The sequence below is a fragment of the Pseudomonas moraviensis subsp. stanleyae genome (genome assembly GCF_036283065.1).
GTDB classification, from domain to species: Bacteria; Pseudomonadota; Gammaproteobacteria; order Pseudomonadales; family Pseudomonadaceae; genus Aquipseudomonas; species Aquipseudomonas stanleyae.
Genome location: NZ_JAADJI010000009.1, coordinates 59,200 through 74,313 on the forward strand (window position 1 = coordinate 59,200; position 15,114 = coordinate 74,313).

15 protein-coding genes are annotated in these 15,114 nt (G+C 61.0%); 12 read left to right on the top strand and 3 right to left on the bottom strand.

Annotated elements, in window-relative coordinates; genetic code table 11:
* Window positions 1–39 precede the first annotated feature (39 nt).
* Window positions 40–759 carry a FadR/GntR family transcriptional regulator gene (locus GXB78_RS17250; RefSeq protein WP_024013185.1) on the top strand — a complete coding sequence of 240 codons (720 nt, stop codon included), beginning with the start codon at window positions 40–42 and terminating at the stop codon, window positions 757–759.
* Between the two features lie 411 nt (window positions 760–1,170).
* Here the strand turns inward: GXB78_RS17250 and GXB78_RS17255 are convergent, their stop codons facing one another.
* Together GXB78_RS17255 and GXB78_RS17260 are read right to left on the bottom strand one after the other, a co-directional pair.
* A complete protein-coding gene (locus GXB78_RS17255) occupies window positions 1,171–3,555 on the bottom strand; it encodes an efflux RND transporter permease subunit (protein WP_137214977.1) in 2,385 nt (794 codons plus the stop codon).
* Window positions 3,552–4,595: a WD40/YVTN/BNR-like repeat-containing protein gene (locus tag GXB78_RS17260; RefSeq protein ID WP_329516266.1), complete on the bottom strand. Its 1,044-nt coding sequence runs from the start codon at window positions 4,593–4,595 to the stop codon at window positions 3,552–3,554. Before GXB78_RS17260 ends, GXB78_RS17255 begins: the two co-directional genes overlap by 4 nt.
* Window positions 4,596–5,057: 462 nt before the next feature.
* Between GXB78_RS17260 and GXB78_RS17265 the strand changes: the two genes are divergently transcribed.
* The 7 genes from GXB78_RS17265 (at window position 5,058) to GXB78_RS17295 (ending at window position 10,401) form a co-directional block, all read left to right on the top strand.
* The gene (locus tag GXB78_RS17265) at window positions 5,058–5,648 is read left to right on the top strand and encodes an amino acid synthesis family protein (protein ID WP_007968626.1); all 591 of its coding nucleotides are present in this window, start codon (window positions 5,058–5,060) and stop codon (window positions 5,646–5,648) included.
* Window positions 5,649–5,680: 32 nt separating this feature from the next.
* Window positions 5,681–6,514 carry an alpha/beta fold hydrolase gene (locus GXB78_RS17270; protein WP_329516267.1) on the top strand — a complete coding sequence of 278 codons (834 nt, stop codon included), beginning with the start codon at window positions 5,681–5,683 and terminating at the stop codon, window positions 6,512–6,514.
* Window positions 6,511–7,992, top strand: a complete 1,482-nt coding sequence (locus GXB78_RS17275) for an aldehyde dehydrogenase (RefSeq protein ID WP_125927343.1) — start codon at window positions 6,511–6,513, stop codon at window positions 7,990–7,992. The genes GXB78_RS17270 and GXB78_RS17275 overlap by 4 nt, the downstream gene beginning before the upstream one ends.
* 12 nt (window positions 7,993–8,004) lie before the next feature.
* A complete protein-coding gene (locus GXB78_RS17280; RefSeq protein WP_329516268.1) occupies window positions 8,005–8,490 on the top strand; it encodes a flavin reductase family protein in 486 nt (161 codons plus the stop codon).
* Between the two features lie 134 nt (window positions 8,491–8,624).
* Window positions 8,625–9,029 carry a carboxymuconolactone decarboxylase family protein gene (locus tag GXB78_RS17285; RefSeq protein ID WP_329516269.1) on the top strand — a complete coding sequence of 135 codons (405 nt, stop codon included), beginning with the start codon at window positions 8,625–8,627 and terminating at the stop codon, window positions 9,027–9,029.
* 42 nt (window positions 9,030–9,071) lie between these two features.
* Complete coding sequence (locus tag GXB78_RS17290) at window positions 9,072–9,836, top strand: GntR family transcriptional regulator (protein WP_042606770.1); 765 nt, start codon at window positions 9,072–9,074, stop codon at window positions 9,834–9,836.
* Window position 9,837: 1 nt separating this feature from the next.
* On the top strand, window positions 9,838–10,401 hold the full coding sequence (locus tag GXB78_RS17295; protein ID WP_329516270.1) for an NUDIX hydrolase: 564 nt from the start codon (window positions 9,838–9,840) through the stop codon (window positions 10,399–10,401).
* 122 nt (window positions 10,402–10,523) lie between these two features.
* Here GXB78_RS17295 and GXB78_RS17300 read toward each other — a convergent pair whose 3' ends face one another.
* Entirely contained in the window at window positions 10,524–10,820 is a 297-nt protein-coding gene (locus GXB78_RS17300; protein ID WP_329516271.1) for a DUF1330 domain-containing protein, read from the bottom strand.
* A 68-nt stretch (window positions 10,821–10,888) separates the two neighbouring features.
* Here GXB78_RS17300 and ribBA point away from each other — a divergent pair, with 68 nt between their 5' ends.
* The 4 genes from ribBA (at window position 10,889) to GXB78_RS17320 (ending at window position 15,110) form a co-directional block, all read left to right on the top strand.
* The gene (gene ribBA, locus GXB78_RS17305) at window positions 10,889–11,998 is read left to right on the top strand and encodes a bifunctional 3,4-dihydroxy-2-butanone-4-phosphate synthase/GTP cyclohydrolase II (protein ID WP_329516273.1); all 1,110 of its coding nucleotides are present in this window, start codon (window positions 10,889–10,891) and stop codon (window positions 11,996–11,998) included.
* A 365-nt stretch (window positions 11,999–12,363) separates the two neighbouring features.
* Entirely contained in the window at window positions 12,364–13,389 is a 1,026-nt protein-coding gene (locus GXB78_RS17310) for an ABC transporter substrate-binding protein (RefSeq protein ID WP_016775018.1), read from the top strand.
* Window positions 13,386–14,294: an ABC transporter permease gene (locus tag GXB78_RS17315; RefSeq protein ID WP_064363445.1), complete on the top strand. Its 909-nt coding sequence runs from the start codon at window positions 13,386–13,388 to the stop codon at window positions 14,292–14,294. Before GXB78_RS17310 ends, GXB78_RS17315 begins: the two co-directional genes overlap by 4 nt.
* A gap of 6 nt (window positions 14,295–14,300) precedes the next feature.
* Window positions 14,301–15,110, top strand: a complete 810-nt coding sequence (locus tag GXB78_RS17320) for an ABC transporter permease (protein WP_007918021.1) — start codon at window positions 14,301–14,303, stop codon at window positions 15,108–15,110.
* Window positions 15,111–15,114 lie beyond the last annotated feature (4 nt).

A 15,114-nucleotide genomic window follows, 5' to 3' on the forward strand; every position in this document is an offset into this window, starting at 1 on the left:
TGCGCGGCATCTCCATCGCTCAGGATCGCGCCACTCCCCATGGATTACCGCAAACCTTCCGACCGTAAAAGCATGCACTCGCGCATCGTCCAGGAACTGGGCATGCAGATCGTCTCCGGACGCTTTTTGCCCGACGACAAACTGCCCGCCGAAGCCCTGCTCTGCGAGGAGTACGCGGTCAGTCGGCCGGTGTTGCGCGAAGCCACGCGGGTGCTGGTGGCCAAGGGGCTGGTGTATTCCAAACCGCGCGTGGGCACAGTGGTCAAGGCCCGCCGCGAGTGGCACATGCTCGACCCGGACGTGCTCCACTGGTTGATGCAAAGCAGCCCGCAGAATGAATTCTTCAATGTGCTGACCAGCGTGCGCAGCATTATCGAACCGGCCGCCGCCGCCCTCGCCGCCCAGCACGCGACGGATGCCGACATCGCCGCGATCAACGAAGCCTACCAACGCATGGAAGCCGCTCCGACCCCGGAAGCGCTGTTGCAGCCGGACCTGGACTTCCACAGCCGCATCGCCGATGCGACGCACAACGACCTGCTGGCCAATCTGTGCAATATGTTGGCAGTAGCGATCGCCGAGGCGTTGAAGCACTCCAATCAGCGGCCGAATCTGCATGAACTGGCGTTGCCCAGGCATAAGGCGATTCTGACCGCCATCGAGAACCGCGATGCCCTCGGGGCCCGGCATGCGACGCTGGTGCAGCTGGATGATGCGCGCAGTGCGTTGAGTGTGGTGCTGGGTGCTGAACTGTCTTAACGCTTGAGACCGCTTGCCCTCACCCTAGCCCTCTCCCAGAGGTAGAGGGGACCGATTGGGGGATATTCGAGATCTACACCGACTTGAAGGATTTGCTTTGAATCCATAATCGACTCGGTATCTCCCAGGTCGAACGCTTTGCTTTGAATCCATAATCGACTTGGTATCTCCCAGGTCGAAGGATTTGCTTTGAATCCATAATCGACTCGGCATCTCAAATCGAACGATTTGCTTTGAATCCATAATCGACTCGGTCTTTCAGGTCGGTGTATGGCGACAGACACCACGGTCAGTCCCCTCTCCCTCCGGGAGAGGGCTAGGGTGAGGGGCTCTTGATCTTGACCTTGATCTTCATCCAAAAAAAAGCCGCAACCCCTCAAGGTTGCGGCTTTGTCGTTTCAGCCTTTCAGATCAGTGAGCAAACAGCGAATTGCCCTTCTGCCCCGCCAGCTTCTCAGGTTTGATCAGGAACTTCGCCAGCGCTGGCAGCAGCCACAGCGCACCGAACATGTTCCACAGCAGCATGAAGGTCAGCATCAGGCCCATGTCGGCCTGGAACTTGATCGCCGAGAAGATCCAGGTGCATACGCCGATCGCCAGGCACAGGCCGGTGAACAGCACCGCTTTACCGGTGGACTTCAGCGTCTGGTAATAGGCTTCCTGCAACGGCAGCCCGGCACGCAGGAAACTCTCGAGGCGGCTGTAGATGTAGATGCCGTAATCCACGCCAATCCCCACACCCAGCGCCACCACCGGCAGCGTCGCGACTTTCACGCCGATGCCCATGAATGCCATCAGCGCGTTACCAAGTACCGAGGTCAGCACCAGCGGCAGGACGATGCACAGGGTCGCCGCCCACGAACGGAAGGTAATCATGCACATCACCGCCACGCAGATGTACACCAGGATCAGGATGGTCAGCTCAGCCTGTTTGATCACTTCGTTGGTGGCGGCTTCGATCCCGGCGTTACCGGCGGCGAGGATGAATTCCAGGCCGTCCTTGTTGTTCTCCTTGGCGAATTCCTGCACCGCACTCACCGCACGGTCAAGGGTTTCGGCCTTGTGGTCGTTGAGGAACACCAGCACCGGTGCCAGCGAGCAACTGTTGTTGTACAGGCCGTCGGCGCGGGCGATCGAGTTGTTCAGTACGTCCGGGTTGCGCGACAGGGTTTCCCATTTCAGGTTGCCCTCGTTCATGCCCTTGATCATCTGCTTGGACACGGTCACCAGCGAGATCGCCGACTGCACGCCCTCGGTGTTCTGCATCTTCCACATCAGCTGATCGATCGGCGCCATGGCTTCGTAGCGCGAACAGCCTTCAGCCTTGGTCTTGACCATCACCACCAGCACGTCGGAGCTGGTCGAGTAATTGCTGATGATGAAGTTGTTGTCCTTGTTGTAGCGCGAGTCCGGACGCAGTTCCGGCGCACCCTGGTCGAGGTCGCCGATCTTCAGGTTCTGGCTGTACCAGAGGCCGCCGCCGAAGGCGATCAGCGCCAGCGCTACCGAGATCGGTGCGACTTTCGGGCTGGCGAAGTTCGACAGCAGGCGCCAGAACGGGTGTTCGCGGTTGGCGTCCTTCTTGCTCTTGGCAATTGCGCGCTTGCTGATGCCGACATAGGAAATCGCCACCGGCAGCAGGATCAGGTTGGTGAACACGATCACCGCAACGCCGATAGACGCGCCGATGGCCAATTCACGGATCACGCCAATATCGATGATCAGCAGAGTGATGAAGCCCACCGCATCGGCCAGAATCGCGATCATCCCCGGCAGGAACAACTGCCGGAAGGTGCGCCGTGCAGCGGTCAGGGCGTTATCGGCCTCGCTGGATTGCAGGGCGATACCGTTGATCTTCTGCACACCGTGGGAAATGCCGATGGCAAAAATCAGGAACGGCACCAGCATCGAATACGGGTCGAGGCCGAAGCCGAAGAAGTGCATGAGTCCCAGTTGCCAGACCACCGCCACCAGCGTCGTGCTCAACACGGCGATGGTGCTGCGCAGGCAGTTGGTGAACCACAGCAGCAGGATCAGGGTGATGACAAAGGCGACACCGAAGAACAGCACCACCATCACCAGACCGTCGATCAGGTCGCCGACCTTCTTGGCGAAACCGACGATATGGATCTTGATGTTGGGGTTCTGCGCTTCGAACTTGTTGCGGATCTTGTCTTCGAGCTCATGGGAGAACTGGCGATAGTCCAGCGCCAGCAACTTGCCCTGATCCTGCGGGTCCGGGTAGGCCTCCAGCAGCGGGATGTCGACGATGCTCGATTTGAAATCGTTGGCCACCAAACGCCCGACCTGGCCGGACTTGAGCACGTTGTTGCGCAGCAGGTCGAGGCTGTCCTGGGAGCCGTTGTAGCTCTGCGGGATCACTTCACCGCCGGCGAAACCCTCTTCGGTCACTTCGGTCCAGCGTACGCTCGGGCTCCACAGCGATTTGAGGCCGGAACGATCGACGCCGGAAATGTAGAACACTTCGTCGTTGATCTGGCGCAGGGTCTCCATGTACTCCTTGGAGAAGATGTCGCCGTCGGTGGCTTCCACCGAAATGCGCACGGTGTTGCCGAGGTTCGCCAGATCGTTGCGGTGCTCCATCATCTTCTCGATGAAGGGATGCTGCAGCGGGATCATTTTTTCGAAACTGGTCGACGGCCGGATCAGCGTGGCCTGCCAGAACAGGAAAATGCTCACCACCAGGCAGATCAGGATCACGGCCGGGCGGTTGTTGAAGATCAGGCGCTCGAGAACCGTCGCCTTTTCCTGCTGAGGAGTGATCAAGGAAGTCATAGCCCCGCCTTCTTGTTATTGGTCTCGGCACCGTTTGGCTGGGTGACGTGCAAACCACCCTGCCCGGTCAGAATCAGGTTGCCATTGCCGGCGGCGGTGACCGACGACAGCGAGATGCGATCCGGGCGGTTGAACACGCTGAAGCTCTCGCCATTGTCGCTGCTGCTGATCACCGAGCCGCCGTTGCCGACGATGACGATCGAGCCGTCTTCCAGCAGCGTGCCGCCGGACAGTCCGAACTCCAGCGCACCGCGTGCGGCTTTGAGTTCGACCTGCTCCCAGTTGCTGCCGAAATCGGTGGAGCGATAGAGGTTGCCGCGCAAACCGTACGCCAGCAGGGTCTGCGGCTGCGCTGTGCCGATCACGCCGAACAGCGAACCTTCGTACGGGCCTTCGAGCTTTTCCCAGGTCTGGCCGTCATCAGCGGAGCGGAACATGCTGCCGGACTCGCCGACGATGAACAGCCCGGCGTCTTTCACCGCGGCGATGGCGTTGAGGTGGAACTGGTCTTCGTTGTCGAGGCGATCGCTGACGTCTTCCCAGTGCTTGCCGCCGTCGGTGGTTTCCAGCAGCGTGCCGTAGGCGCCCACGGCAAAGCCGCTGTTGGCGTCCTTGAACCAGACGTCGAGCAGCGGCGATTCCCGGGCGAGGTCTTCGAATTGCTTGGTCCAGGTCAGACCGCCGTCTGTGCTGGCGAGGATCTGTGCATCGTGGCCGACCGCCCAGCCGTTTTTGTCATCGACGAAATATACGGCGGTGAGCAGTTGCCGGGTCGGCACCTTGGCCTGAGTCCAGGTCTTGCCCTGGTCATCGGAATAGACGATGTGCCCGCGATCACCGACCGCGACCAGACGCGCGCCGGCGTGGACGACATCGAGAATCAGGCTCTTTGCGGCTTTGGCCGATTCGGTGGCATAGACCACGTCAGCCGGGGCCTCGGCGGCAATCACAGGTGCCGATAACGTGGCAAAGCCCAGCAGCGAGAGTGCTGTGGCCAGCAACGCGGTGTTGCGTAACGCCGGCGGGCGGCAACGACTCATAGACCTTCCCCTATTTATTATTGTTGGGCCATCGGGCCTTCAAGGGCGCCGCAAGGGTGCTTAGCTACTGGCGTTTCAGAAGCATAGTCCTGAAACCCGCAATCCAGAGCCCCTTCGGAAGCTGACTCATCCTATCGGGCTTTGCAAATGTCTGACAATCGGCGCCACGTTATCTTTTGTTAACCGAAAGCGGCTCTCTGTAACCAATCATTTTCCCCTGTGGGAGCGAGCCTGCTCGCGAATGCGGTATATCAGTCACCCTGTTTATTGGCTGACCCACCGCTTTCGCGAGCAGGCTCGCTCCCACAGGGTTTGCCGTGATGGGTGGGTTCGCGGCAAAGGCTGAATGCGCCGCCATTCGCCGGATGGATGAGGCAATTGTTGCGGAGGGGACTTGCAGGATTGGTATTATGGTATACCATCAGACGCACAGACACTCTCAATCCCCCAACGGAGCAGCTCATGAGTTTCGAAATTCGCAAGATCGTCAGCTATGTCGAAGAAACCTTCATCGAAGGCGGCAAGGCCACTGACAAACCGGTGACCATGGTCGGTCTCGCCGTGGTGATGAAGAACCCGTGGGTGGGCAACGGTTTTGTCGAAGACCTCAAGCCGCAGATCCGCGCCAACTGCTCCGACCTCGGCGCCATGATGGTCGAGCGTCTGGTCGGCATCATCGGCGGTGCCGAGAAGATCGAGGCCTACGGCAAAGCGGCAGTGGTCGGCGCCGACGGCGAGATCGAGCACGCGTCGGCGGTGATCCACACCCTGCGCTTCGGCAACCACTATCGCGAAGCGGTGAAAGCCAAGAGTTACCTGAGCTTCACCAACAAGCGCGGCGGCCCGGGCACTTCGATTCAGATCCCGATGATGCACAAGGATGACGAAGGCCTGCGCTCGCACTACATCACCCTGGAAATGCAGATCGAAGACGCGCCGCGTGCCGACGAAATCGTTGTCGTGCTGGGTTGCGCCGACGGTGGCCGCCTGCACCCGCGCATCGGTAACCGCTACATCGATCTGGAAGAACTGGCCGCAGAAAAAGCCCAGTAATCACAACAAGAAAGGCATTGCAGGAGCGCTCCATGATTCGGCTCACCGCTGAACTCACCCCGGCTGGCACCAGTTACCTGGCGACCGGCCAAGGCCAGCCCGTGGTCTTGATCCACGGCGTGGGCCTGAACAAAGAAATGTGGGGCGGGCAGATTGTCGGCCTCGCCAGCCAGTATCAGGTGATCGCCTACGACATGCTCGGTCACGGCGCCAGCCCGCGCCCGGCCAGCGGCACCGACCTGCTCGGTTACGCTGATCAGTTGCTCGAGCTGCTCGATCACTTGAATCTGCCCCAGGCAGTGGTGATCGGTTTCTCCATGGGCGGTCTGGTCGCGCGGGCCTTCGCCCTGCACTACCCGGAGCGCCTGCAAAGCCTGGTGGTGTTGAACAGTGTGTTCAACCGCAGCGAAGAACAGCGTGCCGGCGTCATCGCCCGCACCGCGCAGGCCGCCGAGCATGGCCCGGACGCCAACGCCGAAGCCGCCCTTTCACGCTGGTTCAGCCGTGAATATCAGGCGGCCAACCCGGCGCAGATCGACGCGTTGCGCCAGACATTGGCCAACAACGATCCGCAAGGTTACCTGACCACCTACGAACTGTTCGCCACCCAGGACATGTACCGCGCCGACGACCTGAGCAGCATTCAGGCGCCGACGCTGATCGCTACCGGCGAACTCGACCCCGGCTCGACCCCGGAAATGGCCGAGCAACTGGCCCGGCGCATCCCCGGTGCGAAGGTTGCCGTGCTGCCCGAGCAACGGCATATGATGCCGGTAGAGTCGCCGCGTCTGGTCAACCAGATGCTGCTGCAGTTTCTCGAATTCGCACACTCCCGACAAAACCATATAAAGGGGATCGTTGCATGACACTCGCACGCTTCCAGATGTGCATCGGCGGAGACTGGGTCGACGCCCTCTCCGGCAAGACCTTCGAAAGCCTCAACCCGGCCTCCGCGCAGGCCTGGGCCGAATTGCCTGACGCCGATGAAGCGGATGTCGAACGCGCCGTGCAAGCGGCGCAAACGGCCTTCGACAGCCCGGCGTGGCGTGGCCTCACCGCCACTGCACGAGGCAAATTGTTGCGCCGCCTCGGTGATCTGATCGCGGAAAACAAGGAACACCTGGCACAGCTGGAAAGCCGTGACAACGGCAAGCTGATCCGCGAAACCCGTGGTCAGGTCAGCTATCTGCCGGAGTTTTTCCACTACACCGCAGGCCTCGCCGACAAGCTTGAAGGCGGCACGCTGCCGCTGGACAAGCCCGACCTGTTTGCCTACACCGTGCACGAAGCCATGGGTGTGGTCGCGGCGATCATTCCTTGGAACAGCCCGCTGTACCTGACGGCGATCAAACTGGCCCCGGCCCTCGCCGCCGGCAACACCATCGTGATCAAGCCGTCCGAACACGCTTCGGCAACCATTCTCGAGCTGGCGCGCCTGGCCCTCGAAGCCGGGATTCCGCCGGGCGTGGTCAACGTCGTCACCGGTTACGGCCCGAGCACCGGCGCCGCCCTCACCCGCCATCCGCTGATCCGCAAGATTGCCTTCACTGGCGGCGCGGCCACGGCGCGGCATGTGGTGCGCAGCAGCGCCGAGAATTTCGCCAAGCTGTCACTGGAACTGGGCGGCAAGTCGCCGAATATCATTTTTGCCGACGCCGATCTCGACAGTGCGATCAACGGCGCGATTGCCGGGATCTACGCGGCATCCGGGCAGAGTTGCGTGTCCGGTTCGCGTCTGCTGGTGCAGGACGAAATCTACGACGAGTTCGTCAATCGTCTGGTCGAGCGCGCCCAGCGCATTCGCATCGGCAACCCGCAGGAAGACAACAGTGAAATGGGTCCGATGGCCACCGCGCAGCAACTGGCGGTGGTTGAAGGTCTGGTCGCCGATGCCATCGCCGAAGGCGCGCGTTTGCGCACCGGCGGCAAGCGCCCGGCAGATCTCGGCGAAGGCTGGTTCTACGAGCCGACGCTGTTCGAGTGCGACCGCAATTCGATGAAGATCATGCAGGAAGAAGTCTTCGGCCCGGTGGCCTCGGTGATTCGTTTCAAGGATGAAGCCGAAGCGCTGGCGATCGCCAACGACTCGCAGTTCGGCCTCGCCGCCGGCATCTGGACCCGCGATCTGGGCCGCGCCCATCGTCTGGCGCGCGATGTGCGCTCGGGGATCATCTGGGTCAACACCTACCGCGCAGTGTCGGCGATGGCGCCGATCGGCGGCTTCAAGAACAGTGGCTATGGACGCGAAAGCGGCATCGACTCGGTGCTGGCCTACACCGAACTGAAAACGGTGTGGATCAACCTTTCCCAGGCGCCAATGCCTGATCCGTTTGTGATGCGCTAGGAGTCCTGCGAAATGATCGAACCCGGCATTTACAAAGACGTCATGAGCTCGTTTCCGTCCGGCGTCACGGTGGTCACCACCCTTGATCCGGACGGCGGCATCGTCGGCATCACCGCCAGCGCCTTCAGCGCGCTGTCGATCGACCCGGCGCTGGTGCTGTTCTGCCCCAACTATGCTTCCGACACTTACCCGGTGCTGCGCGACAGCAAGAAATTCGCCATCCACTTGCTCTCCGCCGAGCAGACCGCCGAAGCCTACGCGTTCGCCGGCAAGGGCAAGGAAAAGGCCAAGGGCATCGAGTGGCATTTGAGCGATTTGGGCAACCCGATTCTGGCCAAGGCCACGGCGATCATCGAGTGCGAGTTGTGGCGTGAATACGACGGCGGCGATCACGCGATCATTGTCGGCGCGGTGAAGAACCTGATCCTGCCCGCGCAACCGGTGACGCCGATGATTTATCACAAGGGCAAGCTTGGGCCGTTGCCCACCTTTTCCTGAAGGATTCGCACAAATCCCCTGTGTAGGAGCTGCCGAAGGCTGCGATCTTTTGATCTTGTTTTTAAAAGTCAAAGTCAAAAGATCGCAGCCTTCGGCAGCTCCTACACAAGGGATCTGTGGTTTGAGGAGGAATAATGAGTAACGAAAAATACGAAAAAGGCCTGCAGATCCGCACTCAGGTGCTCGGCGAAGCCTACGTGCAACGCTCGATAGACAATGCCGATGACTTCACCCGTCCGCTGCAGGAAATGGTCACCGAGTACTGCTGGGGCCATGTCTGGGGACGTGAGGGTCTGTCGCTCAAGGAGCGCAGCATGATCAACCTGGCAATGATCTCGGCGCTCAACCGTCCGCACGAACTCAAGCTGCATGTGCGTGGCGCCTTGCGTAACGGCCTGAGTCGTGAGCAAATACGCGAAATTCTGCTTCAGGTCGGCATTTATTGCGGCGTTCCGGCGGCCGTGGACAGTTTCCGGCTGGCCCGTGAAGCCTTTGCCGAAGCCGACGCCGAAGCCTCAGTTAACCCCTCGGCTGTTTAGATGCCCGTCTGGCATGGACAGCCAACTTAAAGAGCGGACCCCATGAAACGCCAGCCACTCGACGACAGCTTCAAGGTCAATCGCAACCCCGTTACCCTGCGCGAAATCGTGCTGGACAAACTGCGTAGCGCGATCATGAATTTCCAGCTCATGCCAGGTGATCGCCTGGTCGAACGCGACCTCTGCGATCGCCTCGGCGTCAGCCGCACTTCGGTGCGCGAGGCCTTGCGTCACCTCGAATCCGAAGGTCTGGTGGAATTCGCCGACGCCAAGGGCCCGCGCGTGGCCATCATCACCCTCGCCGACGCCGTCGATATCTACGAATTGCGTTGCGTGCTCGAAGGCTTGATCGTGCAGTTGTTCACCCTGCGTGCCAAAGCCAAGGACATCAAGGCCCTGGAAAAAGCCCTCGACGACAATCGCAAGGCGCTCAAGGATGGCGAGCTGCAACAGGTGATCGACTCGGTGCAGGGTTTCTACGACGTGCTGCTCGAAGGCTCGGGCAACCATGTCGCCGCCACTCAATTGCGCCAGTTGCAGGCGCGCATCAGCTATCTGCGCGCGACCTCGGTGTCGCAAGAAAACCGCCGCGGCGCGAGTAATCACGAGATGGAAAAAATGGTCGAGGCGATCAAGAGCGGTGATCCGCTGGCGGCGCATCAGGCCTGTGTCGATCATGTCCGCGCGGCGGCTGCCGTGGCCCTCGATTACCTCAAGCGCAAGCAGGAAGAAACCGGCGTCGCCGTCAAGGGCACCCCGGCGATCACCTTGCCGATCGCGCTGAAAGAACCGCGCATAGGTCAATGATATGTTCAGCCCGAGCTTTTGCCCGAAATGCGGTGGCCCTGACCTCGGTCAGCAGACGCCGCCGGGCGATACGCACGAGCGCATGATGTGCCGCGGCTGCGGCTATATCCACTACGTAAATCCAAAGATCATTGCCGGCTGCATCATCGAGCAGGACGGCAAATACCTCTTGTGCCAACGGGCGATCCCTCCGCGCCCGGGCACCTGGACGCTGCCGGCCGGCTTCATGGAAAGCTTTGAGACCACCGAGCAGGCGGCGCTGCGTGAAGTCTGGGAAGAAAGCGGCGTGCGGGCGGAAATCGTCTCGCCGTACTCGATCTTCAGCGTGCCGAAGATCAGCGAGGTGTACATCATCTTCCGCGCCATCGCCCTGGAAATCACCGGGCAGTACGGGCCGGAAACCATGGATTACAAGTTCTTCGCCCCTGAAGACATTCCGTGGGAGCAGATCTACTACCCGGCGATCCGACAGATACTCGAGCGCTATATCGAAGAGCGCCAGGCCGGGGTTTACGGGATTTACATGGGCAATGATGACAGCGGCAAAATCCATTTCATGCGCTGATTTCCATCGTCGCACAACCTTGTAGGAGCTGCCGAAGGCTGCGATCTTTTGACTTTGACTTTAAAAGCAAAATCAAAAGATCGCAGCCTTCGGCAGCTCCTACAGGGGCTTGGTGGTGTGGCTCAGTTCGGGGCGATGCCTTCGACGATGATGATCTCCGCCCTCGCCCATTTCTCGCGATAAGTTTTCGCTTCCTGGTACGCCGCCGAGCGGTAGCAGGCCACGGCCGTTTCATAACTCTCGAATTCGATGATCACGGTGCGCTGCGGCGTCTGCCGTCCTTCCAGCGCCTCGCTGCGCCCGCCTCTGGCGAGAAACTTGCCGCCGAACGCGGCAATCGCCTGCGGGGTGCGCTGGGTGTATTGGCTGTAGTGCTCGGCATCAGCTATATCCACGTGTGCAATCCAGTACGCCTTCATAGTGACCTCTTTGTTGATTTTGTATTATGGTATACCAATATATTTCCAACGAACCCTGAGAGTCCAGCATGGCCTTCAACAGCATCGAAGAAATCATCGAAGATTATCGCCTCGGCAAAATGGTCCTGCTGGTCGATGACGAAGACCGCGAGAACGAAGGCGACCTGCTGCTGGCTGCCGACCGTTGCACGCCGGAGGCGATCAGCTTCATGGCCCGCGAAGCGCGCGGGCTGATCTGCCTGACCCTCACCGACGAACATTGCCAGCGTTTGGGCCTGGAGCAAATGGTACCTGCCAACGGCAGCGTGTTCAGCACTGCGTTTACCGTGTCGATCGAAGCAGCGGTTGGCGTGACCACCGGCATCTCTGCGGCAGATCGGGCCTGCACCGTGGCCGCCGCCGTCGCGCCGAATGCCCGCGCTGAAGATCTGGTGCAACCCGGCCACATCTTCCCGCTGCGCGCCAAGGAAGGTGGCGTGCTGACCCGCGCCGGGCACACTGAGGCGGGTTGCGACCTAGCGCGGCTGGCTGGTTTCACCCCGGCCTCGGTGATCGTCGAAGTGATGAACGACGACGGCACCATGGCGCGCCGCCCGGATCTGGAGCAGTTCGCGCGCAAACACGGGATCAAGATCGGCACCATCGCTGACCTGATCCACTATCGCCTGAGTACCGAGCACACCATCGAACGCATCGGTGAACGTGAGCTGCCGACGGTGCATGGCACTTTCCGTTTGATCACCTTTGAGGATCGCATCGAGGGCGGCGTGCACATGGCGATGGTCATGGGCGACCTGCGCCGTGAAGAGCCGACGCTGGTGCGCGTGCATGTGATCGATCCGCTGCGCGATCTGGTCGGTGCCGAGTACAGCGGGCCGACAAACTGGACGCTGTGGGCGGCGCTGCAACGGGTCGCGGCGCAAGGTCATGGGGTTGTGGTGGTGCTGGCCAACCATGAATCGTCGCAGGCGTTGCTCGAGCGCGTACCGCAACTGACACAGCCGCCGAGGCAGTTCAGCCGTTCGCAGTCGCGGATCTATTCCGAAGTGGGGACCGGGGCGCAGATTCTGCAGAATCTGGGGGTTGGCAAGCTGCGCCACCTCGGGCCACCGCTGAAATATGCGGGGTTGACCGGGTATGACCTTGAGGTGGTTGAGAGTATTCCGTTCACTGAATGACGCCACCCTCACCCCAGCCCTCTCCCGGAGGGAGAGGGAGCCGACCGAGTTGTCTGCCCGCCATACATCGACCTGAGGTACCGAGTCGAACTCAATTTTGCACAGCCCCCAATCGGCCCCCTCTCCCTCGGGAGAGGGCTGGGGTGAGGGGCTGGGATCTGACATCCACAAAAATCCCGAGCCGAACCCATTGAAAAAACCGCCCGGCCAGATAACCGGTAAGGCAAAGTGCTTGCACAAAGTTTGGAATACCATAATATGATACTCCATAGACCGGTCGACCTGAAAAACCGTCCAGCTACTGCTCCCGACAGGCGGGCAACAACGCAAGGCCCGCTCAAAAACACAACAATGAGGGCGTGAACATGGTGTTGAACAAAGCTGCAACCGCGATCTTTTTCGCGGGACTGCTCAGCGTTACCGGCCAGGCTGCGATGGCTGCCGAAAGCGTGAATTTTGTCAGCTGGGGCGGTAGCACCCAGGATGCGCAGAAACAGGCCTGGGCCGATCCGTTCAGCAAGGCCAGCGGCATCACCGTCGTCCAGGACGGCCCGACCGACTACGGCAAACTCAAGGCCATGGTCGAGAGCGGCAACGTGCAGTGGGACGTGGTCGATGTCGAAGCCGATTTCGCCCTGCGCGCCGCTGCCGAAGGCCTGCTCGAACCCCTCGATTTCAAGGTTATCCAGCGCGACAGGATCGACCCGCGTTTCGTCAGCGATCACGGCGTCGGTTCGTTCTTCTTCTCCTTTGTCCTCGGCTACAACGAAGGCAAGCTCGGCGCCAACAAGCCGCAGGACTGGAGCGCGCTGTTCGATACCAAGACCTACCCGGGCAAACGCGCCCTCTATAAATGGCCAAGCCCCGGCGTGCTCGAACTGGCGCTGCTGGCCGACGGCGTTGCGGCTGACAAGCTCTACCCGCTGGACTTGGATCGCGCCTTCAAGAAACTCGACACCATCAAGAAAGACATCGTCTGGTGGGGCGGCGGCGCGCAGTCGCAGCAGCTGCTGGCGTCCGGCGAAGCGAGCATGGGCCAGTTCTGGAACGGTCGTGTGCACGCCTTGCAGGAAGACGGCGCGCCGGTCGGCGTGAGCTGGAAACAGAACCTGGTCATGGCCGACATTCTGGTCATCCCCAAAGGCTCGAAAAACAAGGACGCGGCGATGAAGTTCCTCGCCAATGCCAGCAGCGCCAAAGGCCAGGCCGACTTCTCCAACCTGACCGCCTACGCGCCGGTCAACCTCGACAGTGTGGAGCGTCTGGATTCGACGCTGGCCCCCAACCTGCCGACGGCTTACGCCAAGGATCAGATCACCCTTGATTTCGCTTACTGGGCCAAGAACGGTCCGGCTATCGCGACACGGTGGAACGAATGGCTGGTCAAATGAAAATCGCCGCCACTGCGCCGCGTCCATCCACTGCCACCGGGAGCGCCGCGGGCGCTACCGGCTCGGCCTTCAAGCAACGCTGGCGCGGCGCCGGCAACCTCGTCCCGGCGCTGCTGTTCCTCGGCCTGTTCTTCCTCGCGCCGCTGATTGGCCTGCTGTTGCGCGGCGTGTTGGAACCTGTGCCCGGCCTTGGCAACTATGAGCAATTGTTCGCCAACTCGGCCTATGCGCGAGTATTGCTCAACACCTTTTCGGTGGCCGGTCTGGTGACGCTGTTCAGCCTGCTGCTGGGCTTTCCGCTGGCCTGGGCGATCACCCTGGTGCCGCGCGGCTGGGGGCGCTGGATCCTCAACATCGTGCTGCTGTCGATGTGGACCAGCCTGCTCGCCCGCACCTATTCGTGGCTGGTGTTGCTGCAAGCCTCGGGGGTGATCAACAAGGCGTTGATGGCCATGGGCATCATCGATCAGCCGCTGGAGATGGTGCACAACCTCACCGGCGTGGTGATCGGCATGAGCTACATCATGATCCCGTTCATCGTGCTGCCGTTGCAGGCGACCATGCAGGCCATCGACCCGATGATTTTGCAGGCCGGCTCGATCTGCGGTGCCAGTCCGTGGACCAACTTCTTCCGGGTGTTCCTGCCGCTGTGCCGGCCGGGTCTGGCCTCGGGCGGTTTGATGGTGTTCGTGATGTCGCTCGGTTACTACGTCACCCCGGCGCTGCTCGGCGGTGCGCAGAACATGATGCTGCCGGAGTTCATCATTCAGCAGGTGCAATCGTTCCTCAACTGGGGCCTGGCCAGTGCCGGCGCTGCGTTGCTGATTGCGATCACCCTGGTGCTGTTCTACTTCTACCTGAAGCTTCAGCCGGAATCCCCGGTTGGCGCCAGTAACGCGAGGTAAGCCGAAATGCTCCTGACTCCCAATGCCATGAGCCGGCGCATGCGTTTCGGCTTGTATGCAACCACCGGGCTGATCGGTTTGTTCCTGCTGTTGCCGATCGTGTTCATCGTGCTGTTGTCGTTCGGTTCCTCGCAGTGGCTGGTGTTCCCGCCGCCGGGCTGGACACTGAAATGGTACGGCCAGTTCTTCTCCAACCCCGACTGGATGAACGCCGCAGCGGCCAGCCTAAAGGTTGCCGTGCTGACCACGATCTGCGCCGTGGCCCTCGGTCTGCCGACCGCGTTTGCGCTGGTGCGCGGACGCTTTCCCGGACGCGAGATGCTCTACGGCCTGTTCACCCTGCCGATGATCGTGCCGCTGGTGATCATTGCCGTGGCGGTGTACGCGCTGTTTCTCAAGCTCGGCTATACCGGGACCATGTTCGCCTTCGTCGTCAGCCATGTGATCGTTGCGCTGCCGTTCACCATCATCTCGATCATCAACTCGCTGAAGCTGTTCGATCAGTCGATTGAAGACGCGGCGGTGATCTGCGGTGCCTCGCGCTTGCAGGCGGTGTTCAAGGTGACGTTCCCGGCGATCCGTCCGGGCATGGTCGCCGGCGCCCTCTTCGCCTTTCTGGTTTCGTGGGACGAAGTGGTGCTCAGCGTGATGATGGCCAGCCCGACCCTGCAAACCCTTCCCGTGAAAATGTGGACCACCCTGCGCCAGGACCTGACCCCGGTGATCGCCGTCGCTTCGACGCTGCTGATCGGCCTGTCGGTATTGGTCATGGTGATCGCCGCCGCCCTGCGCCGGCGCAACGAAATCAGCGCCTGAGCGC

Coding starts and splice junctions, on each gene's coding strand:
- GXB78_RS17310 (WP_016775018.1), top strand. CDS start 12,364: ATGGTGTTGAACAAAGCTGCAACCGCGATCTTTTTCGCGGGACTGCTC.
- GXB78_RS17265 (WP_007968626.1), top strand. CDS start 5,058: ATGAGTTTCGAAATTCGCAAGATCGTCAGCTATGTCGAAGAAACCTTC.
- GXB78_RS17295 (WP_329516270.1), top strand. CDS start 9,838: ATGTTCAGCCCGAGCTTTTGCCCGAAATGCGGTGGCCCTGACCTCGGT.
- GXB78_RS17275 (WP_125927343.1), top strand. CDS start 6,511: ATGACACTCGCACGCTTCCAGATGTGCATCGGCGGAGACTGGGTCGAC.
- ribBA (WP_329516273.1), top strand. CDS start 10,889: ATGGCCTTCAACAGCATCGAAGAAATCATCGAAGATTATCGCCTCGGC.
- GXB78_RS17260 (WP_329516266.1), bottom strand. CDS start 4,595: ATGAGTCGTTGCCGCCCGCCGGCGTTACGCAACACCGCGTTGCTGGCC.
- GXB78_RS17315 (WP_064363445.1), top strand. CDS start 13,386: ATGAAAATCGCCGCCACTGCGCCGCGTCCATCCACTGCCACCGGGAGC.
- GXB78_RS17250 (WP_024013185.1), top strand. CDS start 40: ATGGATTACCGCAAACCTTCCGACCGTAAAAGCATGCACTCGCGCATC.
- GXB78_RS17320 (WP_007918021.1), top strand. CDS start 14,301: ATGCTCCTGACTCCCAATGCCATGAGCCGGCGCATGCGTTTCGGCTTG.
- GXB78_RS17285 (WP_329516269.1), top strand. CDS start 8,625: ATGAGTAACGAAAAATACGAAAAAGGCCTGCAGATCCGCACTCAGGTG.
- GXB78_RS17290 (WP_042606770.1), top strand. CDS start 9,072: ATGAAACGCCAGCCACTCGACGACAGCTTCAAGGTCAATCGCAACCCC.
- GXB78_RS17280 (WP_329516268.1), top strand. CDS start 8,005: ATGATCGAACCCGGCATTTACAAAGACGTCATGAGCTCGTTTCCGTCC.
- GXB78_RS17300 (WP_329516271.1), bottom strand. CDS start 10,820: ATGAAGGCGTACTGGATTGCACACGTGGATATAGCTGATGCCGAGCAC.
- GXB78_RS17255 (WP_137214977.1), bottom strand. CDS start 3,555: ATGACTTCCTTGATCACTCCTCAGCAGGAAAAGGCGACGGTTCTCGAG.
- GXB78_RS17270 (WP_329516267.1), top strand. CDS start 5,681: ATGATTCGGCTCACCGCTGAACTCACCCCGGCTGGCACCAGTTACCTG.